Source organism: uncultured Anaerotruncus sp. (assembly GCF_902490045.1).
Classification (GTDB): Bacteria; Bacillota; Clostridia; order Oscillospirales; family Ruminococcaceae; genus Anaerotruncus.
Genome location: NZ_CABUCJ010000057.1, coordinates 1 through 15636 on the forward strand (window position 1 = coordinate 1; position 15636 = coordinate 15636).

General features: G+C 62.7%; 16 protein-coding genes. 9 read left to right on the forward strand and 7 right to left on the reverse strand.

Annotated features, from left to right (window positions below; translation table 11 throughout):
• Nucleotides 1–210: 210 nt before the first annotated feature.
• Both RDM88_RS07580 and RDM88_RS07585 read left to right on the forward strand, forming a co-directional pair.
• Nucleotides 211–354: a hypothetical protein gene (locus RDM88_RS07580; RefSeq protein WP_308754258.1), complete on the forward strand. Its 144-nt coding sequence runs from the start codon at nt 211–213 to the stop codon at nt 352–354.
• A 62-nt stretch (nt 355–416) separates the two neighbouring features.
• Complete coding sequence (locus RDM88_RS07585) at nt 417–617, forward strand: DUF6774 domain-containing protein (protein WP_121587328.1); 201 nt, start codon at nt 417–419, stop codon at nt 615–617.
• On the opposite strand, the gene RDM88_RS07590 is transcribed toward RDM88_RS07585, so the two are convergent.
• Nucleotides 609–1034: a hypothetical protein gene (locus RDM88_RS07590; protein ID WP_308754259.1), complete on the reverse strand. Its 426-nt coding sequence runs from the start codon at nt 1032–1034 to the stop codon at nt 609–611. The two genes, RDM88_RS07585 and RDM88_RS07590, sit on opposite strands and share 9 nt — an antisense overlap.
• A 121-nt stretch (nt 1035–1155) precedes the next feature.
• On the opposite strand from RDM88_RS07590, the gene RDM88_RS07595 reads away from it, so the two are divergent.
• On the forward strand, nt 1156–1344 hold the full coding sequence (locus RDM88_RS07595) for a ferredoxin (RefSeq protein ID WP_308754260.1): 189 nt from the start codon (nt 1156–1158) through the stop codon (nt 1342–1344).
• Nucleotides 1345–1489: 145 nt separating this feature from the next.
• On the opposite strand, the gene RDM88_RS07600 is transcribed toward RDM88_RS07595, so the two are convergent.
• On the reverse strand, nt 1490–2020 hold the full coding sequence (locus RDM88_RS07600) for a QueT transporter family protein (protein ID WP_308754261.1): 531 nt from the start codon (nt 2018–2020) through the stop codon (nt 1490–1492).
• Nucleotides 2021–2270: 250 nt separating this feature from the next.
• Here RDM88_RS07600 and RDM88_RS07605 point away from each other — a divergent pair, with 250 nt between their 5' ends.
• Genes RDM88_RS07605 through RDM88_RS07620 form a run of 4 tightly spaced genes read left to right on the forward strand, consistent with a single transcriptional unit; the run spans nt 2271 to nt 6821 of the window.
• Entirely contained in the window at nt 2271–3014 is a 744-nt protein-coding gene (locus RDM88_RS07605; protein ID WP_308754262.1) for a histidine phosphatase family protein, read from the forward strand.
• Nucleotides 3011–3439, forward strand: a complete 429-nt coding sequence (gene ruvX, locus RDM88_RS07610) for a Holliday junction resolvase RuvX (RefSeq protein WP_308754263.1) — start codon at nt 3011–3013, stop codon at nt 3437–3439. Before RDM88_RS07605 ends, ruvX begins: the two co-directional genes overlap by 4 nt.
• A gap of 60 nt (nt 3440–3499) precedes the next feature.
• On the forward strand, nt 3500–5155 hold the full coding sequence (gltX, locus tag RDM88_RS07615) for a glutamate--tRNA ligase (protein ID WP_308754264.1): 1656 nt from the start codon (nt 3500–3502) through the stop codon (nt 5153–5155).
• Between the two features lie 16 nt (nt 5156–5171).
• The gene (locus RDM88_RS07620; RefSeq protein WP_308754265.1) at nt 5172–6821 is read left to right on the forward strand and encodes a glutamine--tRNA ligase/YqeY domain fusion protein; all 1650 of its coding nucleotides are present in this window, start codon (nt 5172–5174) and stop codon (nt 6819–6821) included.
• Between the two features lie 64 nt (nt 6822–6885).
• Here the strand turns inward: RDM88_RS07620 and RDM88_RS07625 are convergent, their stop codons facing one another.
• The 5 genes from RDM88_RS07625 to RDM88_RS07645 form a co-directional block, all read right to left on the reverse strand.
• Nucleotides 6886–8040 (reverse strand): MFS transporter, encoded by a 1155-nt coding sequence (locus RDM88_RS07625; protein ID WP_308754266.1) that lies wholly within the window; start codon nt 8038–8040, stop codon nt 6886–6888.
• 151 nt (nt 8041–8191) lie between these two features.
• Nucleotides 8192–9064 (reverse strand): class II fructose-bisphosphate aldolase, encoded by an 873-nt coding sequence (locus RDM88_RS07630; protein WP_308754267.1) that lies wholly within the window; start codon nt 9062–9064, stop codon nt 8192–8194.
• A 151-nt stretch (nt 9065–9215) separates the two neighbouring features.
• Entirely contained in the window at nt 9216–10664 is a 1449-nt protein-coding gene (locus RDM88_RS07635; protein ID WP_308754268.1) for an aldehyde dehydrogenase family protein, read from the reverse strand.
• Between the two features lie 15 nt (nt 10665–10679).
• Complete coding sequence (locus RDM88_RS07640; RefSeq protein ID WP_308754269.1) at nt 10680–11621, reverse strand: carbohydrate kinase family protein; 942 nt, start codon at nt 11619–11621, stop codon at nt 10680–10682.
• A gap of 78 nt (nt 11622–11699) precedes the next feature.
• Nucleotides 11700–12740 (reverse strand): NAD(P)-dependent alcohol dehydrogenase, encoded by a 1041-nt coding sequence (locus RDM88_RS07645; protein WP_308754270.1) that lies wholly within the window; start codon nt 12738–12740, stop codon nt 11700–11702.
• Nucleotides 12741–13040: 300 nt separating this feature from the next.
• Here RDM88_RS07645 and RDM88_RS07650 point away from each other — a divergent pair, with 300 nt between their 5' ends.
• Together RDM88_RS07650 and RDM88_RS07655 are read left to right on the forward strand one after the other, a co-directional pair.
• Nucleotides 13041–14495: an aldehyde dehydrogenase family protein gene (locus RDM88_RS07650; RefSeq protein ID WP_308754271.1), complete on the forward strand. Its 1455-nt coding sequence runs from the start codon at nt 13041–13043 to the stop codon at nt 14493–14495.
• 31 nt (nt 14496–14526) lie between these two features.
• Nucleotides 14527–15573, forward strand: coding sequence for an alcohol dehydrogenase catalytic domain-containing protein (locus tag RDM88_RS07655; protein WP_308754272.1), 1047 nt, complete (start codon nt 14527–14529; stop codon nt 15571–15573).
• Nucleotides 15574–15636 lie beyond the last annotated feature (63 nt).

Here is a 15636-nt window from a genome sequence, read left to right on the forward strand (position 1 = left end):
CCTTCTTTGGTTCCTTTCTTGGGCGAACAAGAAAGGAACTCGCTGTCGGTCGACTACCGACAAACTCCACCGCTCACTGAGCGGTAAGCCTAAGAACCGCCGCCGGTCGACTACCGGCAAGCCCTCCGCCCGCTGGGCGGAAAATCAAAAGAGCCTCCGGGTGATTAAGCCCGCCGCAGGCGGTCCATACTTCAACTGAGGTGATGGACCATGTCCTATGTCGATCCAAAGCTGCGCTACCGGTTCGAGTCGCTCCCCATCGAGCTGAAAGACGAGATCCTGCGCCGCGACGTCAAACTCTACACCCTGAACGACCTGATCGAATGTCTCCAAAACATTGTGGAGGAAGAGTAAGCTCTTCCTCCACTGTGTCATTTCCGGGGGATTTTTCATAGGATGCGCGGGGAGGTGGCCGCATGAATTCCTACGAACTGGTCACCGCGATCACCGCGCTCGCGGTTTCGATCGCGCAGGACTATCCCGACAACACCGAGCTCGACGTGCTCGGCTCCATCTTTGTGCAGCTCGGCGAGACGCTCGAGACGATCGCGCTCCAGCGGGAGCTGGAGGAGAACCGGCGGGTCCCGCCTGCCGGAAGGCCCGGCGTGTCAGAGTAGCCTGTAGGCGGGCCGGCGTTCTCCGAACCACCAGTGGCGCAGCCAGTCGTCGAGGACGATGGCCGGCAGGGAGAGCAGGAACCACAGGTTCGCATAGAGCAGGCATATCTGTCCGCAGAGGTTATAGGGCATCCCGGAGTAGTCCCAGATTCCCAGTCCCAGCCACACGTTCAGGACCATTCCCGCGCAAAATTCCGCCGTTGTGACGATGAGCGAGGCGAGCACCATCTGGGAGAGCAGCGCCATGCACCATTCGCACCGCTCGTTGATCCGCCCGATCAGCAAAAAGCAGACGCCTCCCAGCGCTGCCATCGTCCAGTCGGAATGTCCCCGCCAGAGCACCTCCACCAGATAATAGAGCGCGCCGCCCACCGTAAAGAGCACCGCCCGCCGCAGGGGAACGTGCAGGTCGACCACCGCACCGCCTCCTTCCCTTTTTCCCATATTATGCGGGCGCGGCCCGTCCAAACTCCTCCTGTGGATAATTCGGGCGGACGCGGGCAAGAATAGGGATATCTTTACGGAAGGAGGACCTGCCATGATTGCCAAAATCGACCGCGACGGCTGCATCTCCTGCGGCATGTGCGTGGAAATCTGCCCCGAGGTGTTCCATATGGGGGAGGACGGACTGGCCGACGTGCACCAGAATCCCGTACCGGACGAAGCGGAGAAGGGCGCCGTCTCCGCGCAGGAGAGCTGCCCCGTCTCTGTCATCCACGTCGAATGATTCTGGTCTTATAATTCGATTTTACAGCCAAAATAACTAGTATTATGTTACCATTGACCTTTTGGCGGCCGTATGGTAGGATAAATTCACAAACTAAATACCGTTTCCCGGAAAAAGGCCTGCGGCACAGCCGCAGGCCTTTTTTCTATCTTCCGGGATTTCCGAACAGCTGTTCCCCGAGCCCCTTGCGCTCGAGCGCCCAGACGAGCAGCAGCCCGAGCACGCAGCAGGAGAGCAATTGGCCGGCGCCGACCGACAGCGCGGTTGCCAAAAAGACGCCTGTGTTCCACCCTTCCGGGGAGAGAATGGTGATCTCCGCGCCGATGAAGACGGCGTTGACGAGCACGGGGGGCAGCGACGACGCCACCGGGAGGCCGAAGACGCGCGTCTTCCGCAGCGCCCAGCTCATGAGCGCGGCGATGAGCGTGGCGGAGGTGCCCACCGCCACATCCACCAGCCCCATCGACGAACCGAGGGCGTTGGTGAGCGCGCAGCCGAGCGTCACGCCGGCGATGGCGTCGGGGCTCAGCACGGGCAGCAGGGTGAGCGCCTCCGAGACGCGCACCTGCACCGCCCCGAAGGAGAGCGGCAGCAGCAGGAGGCTGACGGCGCAGTAGACCGCGGCGATCATGGCCGCCACGACCATGCGCCGGATTTTTGGGGATTGCCTTGTCATGTTTTTCCTCTTTTCCGGAGCCTTCCCGCGGTTTTTCGCGGACGCCCCTAGTATTTGTTTAAGGTCAGGATGTTGCGAACTGACCGCCGCGCAAGCGGCTTTCTTATTTTAGCTTCTAAGGCGGGAAAAAGCAAGCCCGGCATTGTGATTCCCGCGGATTTATAGTATAATAGATGCGTATGTTTCGCGGGCGCCCTGCCGCCCGCGCCCGCGGCCGCGCGGGGAATTCATTGGAATCGGGTGAAATCGTTTGACCACTACCTTATATCTGGTCCGCCACGCGGAGGCCGAGGGCAACTGGCGGCGGACCTTCCAGGGGCACAGCAACAGCGACGTGAGCGAAAAGGGCTACCGCCAGCTCGAGTATCTCGCCCGGCGGTTCGCGGAGATCCCGCTCGACGCCGTCTACTCCTCCCCGCTCAAGCGGGCGTATGAGACGGCAAGGGCGATCGACCGCGCGGCCGGGCTGCCCATTGTGACCGACGACGACCTCATGGAAATCAACGGCGGCGCGTTCGAGGGGGTTCCCTTCGCGGAGCTGCCGCTGCGCTTTCCGGTGGAGGAGGCCCGCTGGGACAACGAGCCGTGGGCGTTTGAGGCCCCGGGCGGCGAGAGCATGCGCAGCGTCTACGAACGGATGCGGGGCGCCATCGGCCGCATCGTGCGGGCGCACGCGGGCGGGACGGTCGCCGTCGCCTCCCACGGCTGCGCCATCCGAAACTACCTCTGCCACGCGCAGGGCTGGCCGCTCGAACGGATCGGCGAGGTCGGCTGGTGCGACAACACCGCCGTCAGCCGGATCGAATTCGGGGACGATTTCCGGCCGCATCCGGTCTACCTGAACGACTCCTCCCACCTGCCGGAGGCCGCTTCGACCTTTGCGCTGCAGGACTGGTGGCGCAGCGTCCCCGTCACCGAGGAGGACCGCGCGGCCTATGCCGCCCGGGAAACCGCAGATACCGGCGGCCAGGCCGCCAAAGGAGTGAAGATATGAAGATCATGGCTGTTGATTTCGGCGACGCGCGCACCGGGCTCGCCTGCTGCGACCGCACCGAATACCTCGCCTCCCCCATCGGCGTCATCCACGACAAGGACTTCGGCAGCGTGGTCCAGAAGGTCGCCGCCTCCGCCAGCGAATACGGCGCGGAGATGGTCATCGTGGGGCACCCCATCAACATGGACGGCTCGGAGGGCCCCCGCGCCCAGCTCTGTGCCGACTTCGCCGACCAGCTCGCAAAGCTGGTCACCGTCCCCGTGCGCCTGTGGGACGAGCGCGGCACCACCGTCTCCGCGACGGGGTACCTCAACGCCACCAACACCCGCGGCAAAAAACGCAAGGAGGTCATCGACGAGGTGGCCGCCACCATCATCCTCGAAAGTTATATGAATTACCGCCGCAATCATCCGGATGAAGATTGATAACGGTGGAAAATTGTAGTATACTATCCGCGTGATTACAGCCGCAAAGGAGCTTTTTTGATGGACTACAACGCACTTGCCGACCTGCTCTTCCCCGGTCTCGACGAGGAGGCGGTCATCGCCAGAATCGAGACGGCCTACCCGCCCCGCAGCCTGCCCGAGGGGGCGAAGGTCACCCGCATGGCCCCCAGCCCCACCGGGTTCATGCACCTTGGGAACCTCTTCGGCGCGATCGCGGACGAGCGCCTCGCCCACCAGAGCGGCGGCGTCTTCTACCTGCGCATCGAGGATACCGACCAGAAGCGCGAGGTGCCGGGCGCGGTCGAAACGATCCTCAGGGTCTTTTCCGACTACGAGCTCCCCTTCGACGAGGGCGCGTCGGCCGACGGCGACAACGGCGCCTACGGCCCCTACCGACAGCGGCAGCGGGAGGGGATTTACCGGGCCTACGCCAAGCGGCTCGTCCGCCAGGGGAAGGCGTATCCCTGCTTCTGCACCGAGGAGGAGCTTGCCGCCATCCGTGAAAAGCAGGCCGCCGAAAAGGCGAATTTCGGTTATTACGGCGGGTGGGCGGTCCACCGCGACACCCCCTTCGACGAGGTGAAAGCCCGCATCGCGGCGGGCGAGCCGTTCGTGCTGCGCTTCCGCAGCGAGGGCGACCCCGGACGGCGCACCAAATTCACCGACCTCGTGCGCGGGACGATGGAGCTGCCCGAAAACGACCAGGACGTGGTGCTCCTCAAGAGCGACGGCATCCCCACCTACCACTTCGCGCACGTCGTCGACGACCACTTGATGGGCACGACCCACGTCGTGCGCGGGGAGGAGTGGCTGGCGACGCTGCCCATCCACATCCAGCTCTTCGGCGCGATGGGCTGGAAAATGCCCAAGTATGTGCACACCGCCCAGCTCATGAAGCTGGACAACGGCAGCAAGCGCAAGCTCTCCAAGCGCAAGGACCCCGAGCTCGCGCTCGACTTCTACCAGCGGCAGGGCTACTGCGTGGCGGCGGTTAAGGAGTACCTCATGACCCTCCTAAACTCCAATTTTGAGGACTGGAGGCTTGCGAACCCCGACGCCCCGCTCGAAAAATTCCCCTTCAATACCAAAAAGATGGGCGTTTCGGGCGCGCTCTTCGACATCGAAAAGCTGAACGACGTCTCCAAAAACGTCATCTCCCGCATGTCCGCCGCCGAGGTCGCGGACATGCTCACCGCCTGGGCGCGTGAGTTTGACCCCGATTTCTGCGCGCTGCTCGAGCGCGATCCCGCCTACACCGAGGCGATCCTCTCGATCGGCCGCGGCGGCAAAAAGCCCCGCAAGGACATCGCCGTGTGGAGCGGCGCCAAAGAATATCTGAGCTTCTTCTTCGACGAGCTCTTCACCTGCGACGGCGCCTATCCCGAAAATGTCCGCTCCGCCGACGCAAAGCGCATCCTCGAAGAATACGCGGCGATCTACGACCCGGCGGACGACAGCGGCGTCTGGTTCGACAGGATCAAGGCGCTCGCCGACCGGCTCGGATACGCCGCCAATATGAAGGACTACAAGCAGAACCCCGAAGCCTACCGCGGCAGCGTCGCGGACGTGAGCATGGTGCTGCGCGTGGCCGTCACCGGGCGGCAGAACTCCCCTGACATGTACGAGATCATGCGGCTGCTCGGCCGGGAGCGGGTGCTCCGGCGGCTGCGCGGCGCGGCGGAAAATCTGAACTGAAAAAGGACGTGGCCTTATGGAAATCGCTCCCAACTTTTTGACCGAGATCATTGACGAGGATCTCAAAAACGGCTTTTCGGCGCGGATCCACACCCGCTTCCCGCCCGAGCCCAACGGCTACCTGCACATCGGCTCCGCCAAGGCGATCTTCATCAACTACTTCATCGCGAAGAAATATAACGGCCTCTTCAACCTCCGCTACGATGACACCAACCCCGTCAAGGAGGACACCGAATTCGTCGAGTCGATCGAGGAGGACCTGCGCTGGCTGGGCGCCAACCCCGACGGCATCTTCTACGGCTCCGATTATTTTGACCAGTGCTACGAGTACGCCCTCCAGCTCATCCGGGACGGCAAGGCCTATGTCTGCGACCTGACGGCCGACGAGATGCGCGAATACCGCGGCACCCTCACCCAGCCGGGCCGCGAAAGCCCCTACCGGAACCGCACGGTCGAGGAGAACCTCGACCTCTTCGAGCGGATGAAGCGGGGCGAGTTCCCCGACGGATCGCGCACCCTGCGCGCCAAAATCGACATGTCCTCCCCCAACCTCAACCTGCGCGACCCCGCGATCTACCGCATCGTGCGCGCCCATCATCACCGGCAGGGGGACAGGTGGTGCATCTACCCATTGTATGATTTTGCGCATCCTATACAGGACGCAATCGAAGGGATCACCCATTCGATGTGTTCCCTCGAGTTTGAAAACCACCGGCCCCTCTACGAGTGGGTGGTGGACAACATCGGCTTCGACCCCAAGCCCAAGCAGCGGGAGTTCGCGCGGCTCAACATCACGGGCACGGTCATGAGCAAGCGCTACCTGCGCGAGCTGGTCGAGACCGGCCGCGTCGACGGCTGGGACGACCCGCGCATGCCCACCCTCTGCGGCCTGCGCCGCCGGGGCTACACCCCGAGCGCGATCTTTGAATTCGTGCAGCGCGCGGGCATCGCCAAGACCAACAGCCTCGTCGATCAGAAGCTGCTCGAATACTGCATCCGCGAGGAGCTCAACGCCGCTGCTCCCCGCCGCATGGCGGTGCTCGACCCCATCAGGGTCGTCATCGAAAACTACCCCGAGGGGAAGGAGGAGACCTTCGCGGTCGCCAACAACCCCGTCGACCCGGAGGCCGGGACCCGCGAGGTCGTCTTTACGCGGGAGTGCTACATCGAGCGCACCGACTTCGCCGAGGTGCCGCCGCCCAAGTTCCAGCGGCTGAAGCCGGGCGGCGAGGTCCGCCTGATGGGCGCCTACATCGTGAAGTGCAACGAGGTCGTCAAGGACGCGGACGGCAGCGTCACCGAGCTGCGCTGCACCGCCGACCTCGAGACAGGCAACGGCATGCCCGCCGACGGCCGCAAGGTGCGCGGCACCATCCACTGGGTCTCCGCCGCGCACGCCTGCGACGCGCGCGTGATGCTCTATGAGAACCTCTTCACCCTCGAGGACGTGAACGCGGTGCCCGAGGGCACCAACTACCTCGACTATCTGAATCCCGCATCCCTCACCGAGCTGCACCACTGCAAGCTCGAGGCGTCCCTCGCCGACGCCCGGCCGGGCGACCGCTTCCAGTTCGTGCGCATGGGCTATTTCTGCAAGGACAGCAAAAACGAGGGCACCTTCAACCGCATCGTCACGCTGAAGGACAGCTTCAAGGTCGAGAAGTGACGGAAAATCCAAACAGATAAAAAGCAGAGGCGGATGTCCGGGGGACATCCGCCTCTGCTTTTTATCAGGCTTTCGCGCGCTTCTTTCGGCGGGCGAGCGCCGCCATCATGACCGCCGCGAAAAAGATCTGGAAGAACGGGTAGAGCCCCATGCCGCCGAGGTCGGCGATCCATCCGAACGCGGCCGGCATCAGCAGCGTGGCGACCTGCGAGCTGCCCATCAGAAGGCTGACCGCGCTGCCCGTATCCCCGATCCCGAAGACCTGCGGCACATAGTGGATGAAGCAGGGAAAGACCGGCGCGCATCCAAACCCGAGGACCGCCATCGACGCGAGCGCCGCGGTCCTCCCCGGCAGCAGGAACAGGGCGAGCGCGCCCGCTGTAATGAGGGCCTGGCCGATGTGGATCATCCGCTTGTCGCCCAGCCTGTCGGATACGAACCCGCTCGCGAACCTTCCCACCGTCATCCCGAGGAAGAGGAAGGTCGTCCCCAGGGCCCCGACGTCGTCCGGCAGCCCCTTCCTGATCGTGATGTAGCTGCTCGCCCAGAGCGCCGACGTGGTTTCGATCGCCGTGTAACAGAAGAGCGCCGCAACCATCGCCGGCATGCCCTCCAGCCTGACCGCCTCCCGCATGGGCTTCCTCTTTCCCGAGGCGCGGATTTCAACGGACGGGATCTCCTTCCACCGGCCGCCGGAAGACAAAAACAGCAGGAGAACGCCGGCCTGGATGAGCGCCAGGACAAGGTAGCCCGTGTTCCACGCGGCGCCCCGCAGCAGGCAGAGGCTCATGATATAGGGGCCCGCCGTGGCGCCCAGGCTCCACACCATGTTGAGCCAGTTCGCGTATTTGGCCCGCAGGTGCAGCGCCGAAAAGGTATTGATCGAGCAGAGGAAAGCGCCCTCGCCCAGCCCGAGCGGGATGCTGCAGATGCAGAGCATCGCGTAGGACCCGCAGTTCGCATATCCAAAGAGCCCCAGGCATATGAGGGCAAAGCCCACGGACGCGACCTTATGCGTCCCATACCTTCCGACCAGGCGGTCGGTGTAGACGTTGGCGGCGACCCGGCCGGCGGCGATGACCATATTCACATAGCCGGCGAGGGAAAGCGCGGCGCCAAAGTCCCTGTGGACGATCGGCCAGGCGGACCCCAGCACCGAGTTTTGAAGTCCCGAGGCGGCAAATGCGAGGAACAGGACGATCAGGAAATAAAGCGACATGTCGTCTCACTTTCAAATCACGTTCGAGTTGTTTGTCATTTCGGACCGGCCGACAGAACTGCCGCCCCGGAACGGCACACCCGGTTTCTTTCCATGTGCCAGTTCCAAAGCGGCAGCCGTTTTCCCCCGGCTTCACCGGGAGGCCGTGTTTTCAGATATCCAGCGGAAGCGTTCCGAAGATTCTCATCTGCTCTTTGACGGCGGCTTTGCACGCCTCATGCGCGGCGTTGATCAGCTCGATATAATGGATTTTGCCGTTGAACTCCTTCAGCTTTGCATCGATCGCGCCGGACGCCGCAAGGGAAAGGCCGGTAAAGAAGTTGATCTTGTTGATGCCGTGCTCGATCGCCGCGCGGAATTCCGATTCGGGAAGTCCCGAACCGCCATGCAGGACGAGGGGGATTTTGACGAGCTCCCGGATCTGGTCCAGCCGCTGCGTGTCGATCTTTGGGGTCCCCTTGAAGAGGCCGTGCACCGTGCCGACGGCGACGGCGAGGGCGTCCACGCCCGTCTCCTCGACAAACCGCTTCGCATCCTCCGGCCTGGTGTACTTGGAGGTGTCCACGTCGCTGGCCTCCAACTCTCCGCCCTCGGGGCTGCCCACGTGGCCGATTTCGGCTTCAACGCTCACGCCGCAGCTGTGGGCGATTTTGACGAGTTCTTTCGTGATGGCCATATTCTCCTCCATTGGGAGCGCCGAGCCGTCAAACATGATCGACGTGCATCCGCCGTGGATGGCCCTGACGCAGCAGGCGAAGCTGTTGCCGTGGTCCAGATGCAGGCAGACGGGAACCGTCGCCCTCTGGCAGCGGTCGAGCAGCCGGTTGAAGTAAAAGCTCATCTGCCGCCCGTCCCTGTCGTCGGCAAAGAAGTTGGGAACCATCAGGATGACCGGGAGCCCCTCCTCCTCCGCTGCGGCGACAATGGCCTCCGTGAAATTGTCGTCCAGCGTGTCGAACGCGCCCACCGCGTACTTTTTCTCAACGCTCTCCTTCAGGATTTCCGTTAACGTAACCAGTCCCATATCGATAGCCTCCTGTTATTTCATAAAACCATTTTTGCGCCATACGCCCGGTACCTGTCCGCCGCCCGCATCTGGTATACGCGCCTTCCGTAGTCGCGGACCAGCCGCTTTGCTTCTTTACCGCCTCAAACATGTACGGGGATTTCCCCGGTCATTTCCTCTCGTTGAACGCGTACCGGAACACGATCGACTTGAGCTGCGTCACCTCGTCCATGACCCGGGAGAGGGATTCGCGGCTGTTGCCGCTCATCTTTTTGCCGCCGCCGAACGGAAGCTCCGCCGCGCGGAAGTTGCCCGAGCCGTTGATGGCGATGTGGCCGGTTTTCAGCCTCTTGGCGACCTGGATGCAGGTGTAGATGTTCCGGGAGAAGAGCCCGCCGCCGAGCCCGTAATGCGAGCTGTTGGCGATCTCGACCGCTTCGTCGACCGTGTCAAAGCCGATCACCGGCCACACGGGTCCGAACACCTCCATGTCGCGCGCGATGTCCGTGTCGGGCGACACGTCGGCGAGGATGGTGGGCTCGTAGAACGCACCGTTGCGCCTGCCGCCGCGCACAATCCTGGCGCCCTGCGCGACCGTCAGGTTGACCTGCTCCTCCACCTGTCTGGCGGCCCTCTCCGAGATCATCGGGCCCATGTTGACCTTCGGGTCCATCGGGTCGCCGATCACAAGTTTATCCAGCTCGGCGCTGAGCCTCCGGATGAACTCCTCCTTCAGGGAGTTGTGGATCAGGAACCGCTTGGAGCCTGTGCAGCACTGGCGGTTGTTCCTCGCCTGGTCCTCCGCCTCCTTGACCACAAGGTCCATGTCGGCGTCCTCGAACACGATGAAGGGGTCGTTGCCGCCGAGCTCGAACTTGTAATCGGTGAGGTGCTTCGCCGCCGTCGCCGCGATGCTGAGACCGGCGTCCGTGCTCCCGGTGAAGTTGACGCACGCAATCCGCGGGTCGTCGACGAGGCAGTCCCCCACGACGGAGCCCCTGCCGGTCAGGCACTGCGCCACGCCCGCGGGAAGGCCCGCCTCGTGGAGCATCTCATGGAGCGCGAGAAGCGTCATCGGGTCATAGGAGGGCGCCTTGACCACGATCGTGTTGCCCGCGGCAAGCGCCGCGGCCGTCTTGAACGCCCAGATGGCGGGCGGGAAGTTGTAGGGGATGATGCAGGCGAGCGTGCCGAGCGGCTCGTGGATCGTGATCTGGAGGTCGTCGTCGTATCCCGGCTCCGTGCCGATCGGCATGGTCGATCCGTAGTAGTGCATCGCGACGTCGCACGCGCCGCGGTATACATACGCCACGGAGTCGAGCTCCCACACGGCTTCCTTCATGTACGGCTTGCCGGCTTCCCGGGCGAGGATCTCGCCCAGCTCGAGCCTTCTCTCCATCACCAGGTCGGCAAACCTGCGGAGGATGGCGCAGCGTTCCCTGACCGGAAGCGCCGCCCAGGCCTCCTGCGCGGCAACCGCGCCGTCAACCGCCCTTTTGATGTCCTCCGCCGTGGCGGAGGGGACCGTGTCGATCACCTGCAGCGTCGCGGGGTTGACCACGTTTTGCGTCCTGCCGTCGGAAGCGTCTGCCTTCTGACCGTTGATAATCATTTTCATAGCCATAATCTCCTTCTATTTTCTGTGGGCGTCCAGATAATCCTGGACCTGCTGCTTGCTCTTGATCGCGCCGCTCGCGCCATACTGGCTGATCGCGATCGCCGACGCGGCGGACCCGAAATAGAGCGCTTCCTCCATGCTTTTCCCGTCCACGATCCCCGTGATGAAGCCGGCCACAAAGTTGTCCCCGGCCCCCAGCGTGTCGACCACCCGGTCCGCGATCGTGCCGACGCGGTACGTCCTGCCCTCCGAGCTTGCGAAGACGCCCTGTGCTCCCATCTTCAGGACGACCGTCCCGACGCCCCGCCGGTGAAATTCGTCCGCGATCTCCTCGGGAGAATCCTTTCCCGTGAAGTAGGACGCCTCGTGGTAGCTCGGCACCAGGTAATCCAGATGCTTCATCGCGCCCGCGATATCCTCCAGGGACATCTGCGACTGGTCAAGGACCATGTCCGCCATCGTCAGCGCCCCCGCTTCCTTCGCCCTGGACAGCAGCGCCGTCAAATCCGAGTCGGTCTGGCCCCTGCTCCAGAAGAGGCTCGCGACGGAAACCAGCCTGGCGCCCGTAAAATCGATGTCGAACACGTCCGTGCTGTAGCGCATGTTTCCCGCCGCGCCGTCCCGGAGGGTCATGCACCCGTGCTCGCCGTCGGCCCCGACGGTGACGACGGTCGCCGTCGTGCGGTGCTCCTTGTCCCGGACGACGCCGTCCGTCGGGATGCCGCAGCCCCTGATCAGGCTCAGGAAGGCGCTGCCCAGCGCGTCGTCGCCGATCGCCGTGTAGAGCTTTACGTCGTTGCCCATGGCCGCCAGCCCGACGGCCTCGTTGACCGCGTCCCCGCCCAAGTACATGTCGATGCTTTCGGAAAACTGCGTCATGCCGTCGGGCGTCCTGTCCGGGCCGTTCTTTACGATGATGTCGACAACCGCGTTGCCGACGCAGATGACTTTATTCATGAGGCGGCCTCCCCTGTACAATCAATTTGAGCGGAGAGGCCGGACGCCGTCCGGCTTCCCCTGATTCGCGGCTCCCAGTCAGTCTTCGCTGATCCTGAGCACCGCCTTGACCATCGACTGCCTCTTGCTGATGCAGTCCTCGAACGCCTCCATCGCGTCGTCGAGCGGATAGACCCTGGAGACGATGTCCTTCACGTTGATCCGGCCGGCCGCGATCGCTTCGACGCAGGTGGGGTAGATGTTGCGGTAGCGGAAGTTGGTCATGAGCGTGAGCTCCTTGTCGCACATCTTCTGGAGGTTGAGCGACGTCTCGCCGACCACGTTGCCGACCTGCATGATGACGCCGCCCTTTTTGCAGATATAGATTGCGGCCTCCGCCGTATAGCGGCTGCCCGCCGTCTCGAACACATAGTCGGGGCCGATGCCGTCGTAATACTTGAGCACTTCGGCGACAGAGTCCTTATCGGTGGTGTTGATCACGCGCGTCGCGCCCACCTCGAGGGCCTTTTCCAGCCGGATGTCGTAAAGGTCTACGGCGGTGATGTCCGTGACCCCGGCCGCCTTGAGGGACATGATCGTGACAAGGCCGATGCAGCCGGTCCCGAGCACGACCGCCGAATCCCCCACGTGGATGCCCGAACGGACGACCGCGTTCATGCCGACCGCGAGCGGTTCCACCAGGGCGCCCTCCATCGTCGACACGTTGTCCGGAAGCTTGAAGCAGAGCTCCGCGGGATGCGTGATGTATTCCCGCATCGCGCCCTTTGTGCGCGGGGCTGAAAGGAACTCCATCTCCCTGCAGAGGTTGTATTTGCCCTTTCTGCACCACTCGCACTTGCCGCAGAAGGTTCCCGGCTCCACGCAGACCCGGTCCCCGACCTTGAGGTCCCTGACGCCGTCGGCCACCTCCACCACCGTGCCCGCGAACTCGTGCCCGAGGATAAAGGGATAGACGTCCGGGAATTCGGGCTCCCCAAAGGAATAGAAGTGAACGTCGGAACCGCACACGCCGCAATAGCCCACCTTGACCTTCACATATCCGGGCTTCATCTCCGGCATGGGGGTGTCCATGATCTCGATTTTCCGGTTCTCCATGACCGCCGCTGCTTTGTTGACCATCGTATCGTCCCTTTCTTTTTTATTTATTTTAAGTATAATAATAAATGCAATAATCTTCTGCTATAACTATACCAAAGAAACACCAAATGTCAATATGCCGAGAATTTAATTTTTTCAAAACCCTTTTCCCTTGAAATTGGAATAATTCTAAAAATGTCCGATTTTACGCTTGATTTTAGCAAAACAAAATATTTCTCAACTCTTGATTTTCCAGCTTGGTCCTGCTATAATTGTGAAAACAATTATTTATTTTATATTTATTATTAATATAATATTAATTGAGAAAAGGAGCGCGAAACCATGAAAATGCTGATCAGCGGAAACTGGGTGGACGCCGCCAACCGGGCGACCATCGACGTCACCAACCCCTATGACGGAAAGCTGCTTGAGACGGTCCCGAACGCCGCCAGGGAGGACGTCGACCGCGCCATCGCCGACGCCGTCGCGGCCCAGAAGCAGTGGAACCGGGTCATCGTCCGCGAGCGCGCGAAAATCCTGCGCAGGTACCTGGAGCTTCTCACGGAGCACCGGGACGAGCTCGCCAGGACCCTCACGCTCGAAACGGGCAAGCCGGTCTTCGACTCCTACGGCGAGATCGACTCCGTCTACATGACGTTTGAAAGCTCCATCGAGATCGTCAAGCACCATTACGGGAAGACGATGCCCATGGGCATCGAGGGCGGCTACGACGACGACCTGCAGGTGACGGTGCACGAGCCGCTCGGCGTCATCGCCTGCATCGTCCCCTTCAATTTCCCGGCCGCCCTGTGGGCGTTCAAGGCGGGCCCGGCGCTGATGGCGGGCAACGCCATCGTCGTAAAGCCCGCGACCTCCAACCCGCTCACCGTCTTAAAGCTCATGGGGCTTTTGGTTGAGGCGGGCGTCACGCCGGGCGCCGTACAGTGCGTCACCGGCCGCGGCTCCACCGTCGGCAACTGGATTTCCGACAACCCCGGCATCGCCCAGCTCAACCTTACGGGCGGCGTGGAGGCGGGCAGGGAGATCGCCCGGCATGCCGCCGAAAACCTCACCGCCTATAAATTCGAGCTCGGCGGCAACGATCCCCTGATCATCTGCGCGGACTGCGATATGGACCTGGCCGTCAACGAGGCGGGCGACAAGACGAGGAACGCGGGCCAGTGCTGCTCGGGCGCCAAGAGGTTCATCGTCCACGAGTCGGTCAAGGACGAATTTGTCAGCCGGCTGATCGAGGAGCGCCTGAAAACGGTGAAGGAGGGCGACCTGATGGACCTTCGCACCGACTTCGGCGTGCTGATCAGCGAGGGCGCCGCCAGGGAGGTCGAAGAGCAGGTGCGGCACACCATCGACCAGGGCGCCAAGCTGGTGTACGGCGGCGTCAGGAGGGGCGCGTACTACATGCCCACGGTGCTCGACAACTGCACGAGGGATATGGACATCTGCAAAAACATGGAGATCTTCGGACCGGTCTTCCCCATCTTCACCTTCAAAACGCTGGACGAGGCGATCGAGATCGCGGAAGCCTCCGACTACGGCCTCAGCTCGGGCGTCATCACAAACGACTTCCAGGACGCCATGAAGGTGGCCGCGAGCCTGAAAACGGGCATGGTCGCCGTCAACGGTTCCGGCGGGTTCCGCGCGCAGGAGCTTCCCTTCGGCGGCGGCAAGAAGATGAGCGGGAACAGCCGCGAATGCATGTCCTCCGTCCTCGAAGAGGTGACGCAGGAGAAGTCGATCATTTTCAGGTACGCCATGAAGAAATACCACGAAACCTGACTGCCGCAGCGCGCTGCGGGAAGGAGAAATTATGAAAGCGCTATACTATGAGAAGCCGCTCAGGGAAAACGCGTCGATCCGTGAGATGCCAAATCCGGTCTGCGGGAGCCATGATGTTGTCATCAGGGTGATGAGCTGCAGCATCTGCCACGGCGTCGAGGCGGACCACGATCTGCCCGGCGGGAGCGGCTGCTCCGGGTACCCGCTGATCCCGGGCCATGAATTCGCCGGTTACGTCCACGAGGTCGGAGACGCGGTCACGACGTTCCGGGTGGGGGACCGGGTCACCGCCGACAACACCGTCCCCTGCGGTGTCTGCCACTACTGCAAAAAGGGCGATTTCATCCACTGCCCGGACAAGCGGAATCTGGGGAACAAGGCCAACGGCGGCTTCGCGGAATATGTGAAGGCCTCCGAGGGAAAGGTGGTCCGGCTCCCGGACCACGTCAGCTTCAACGAGGGCTGCCTTTCCGAGCCCGTCGCCTGCTGCATGCACTCCATGGATCAAATGAACATCCACTACGGAGACGACGTGCTCATCATGGGCGCCGGCCCGATGGGCATGATCCTCGCGATGCTGGCGGCGCACAGCAGCGCGAACCACGTCGTGGTCTGCGCGTCGTCCGCGACAAAGCTGAAAAAGGTCCGGGCGCTCGGGATCGAGACCGTTTTGATGGACCGCGGCGACTACTCCCGGCACGAGAAGGAACTGCTTTCCCGCTACCCGCTCGGGTTCGACTGCCTCTTCGACGCCACGGGCGCCGAGGAGCTCGTCTACTCCACCCCCAAACTCATGAAGATGGGCGGGCGGATTCTCGGTTACGGCTACTACCGCGGCGGGCGTCCGACGCTCCGCTTCCCCTTTAACGAATTCTGGGACCGGGAGCTCACCTACTATTCCTCCCTCAGCCAGGTCGGCGATTTCGGGAGGGCGGTGGACGCCATCGCCTCGGGCAAGGTCGACGCCAAGGCCCTGATCAGCGGCGAATACGACCTTGATCATTATTTCGACGGCCTCGACCGGGTGCTGCACGAAAAGGACGTCATCAAGATCATCATCCATCCGAACGCCGGGTAAATCCCCCTTACGCCAAGGGCGCCCCGTCACGCGGGGCAGTCACGGAAGCGGGACCCCGCCCCG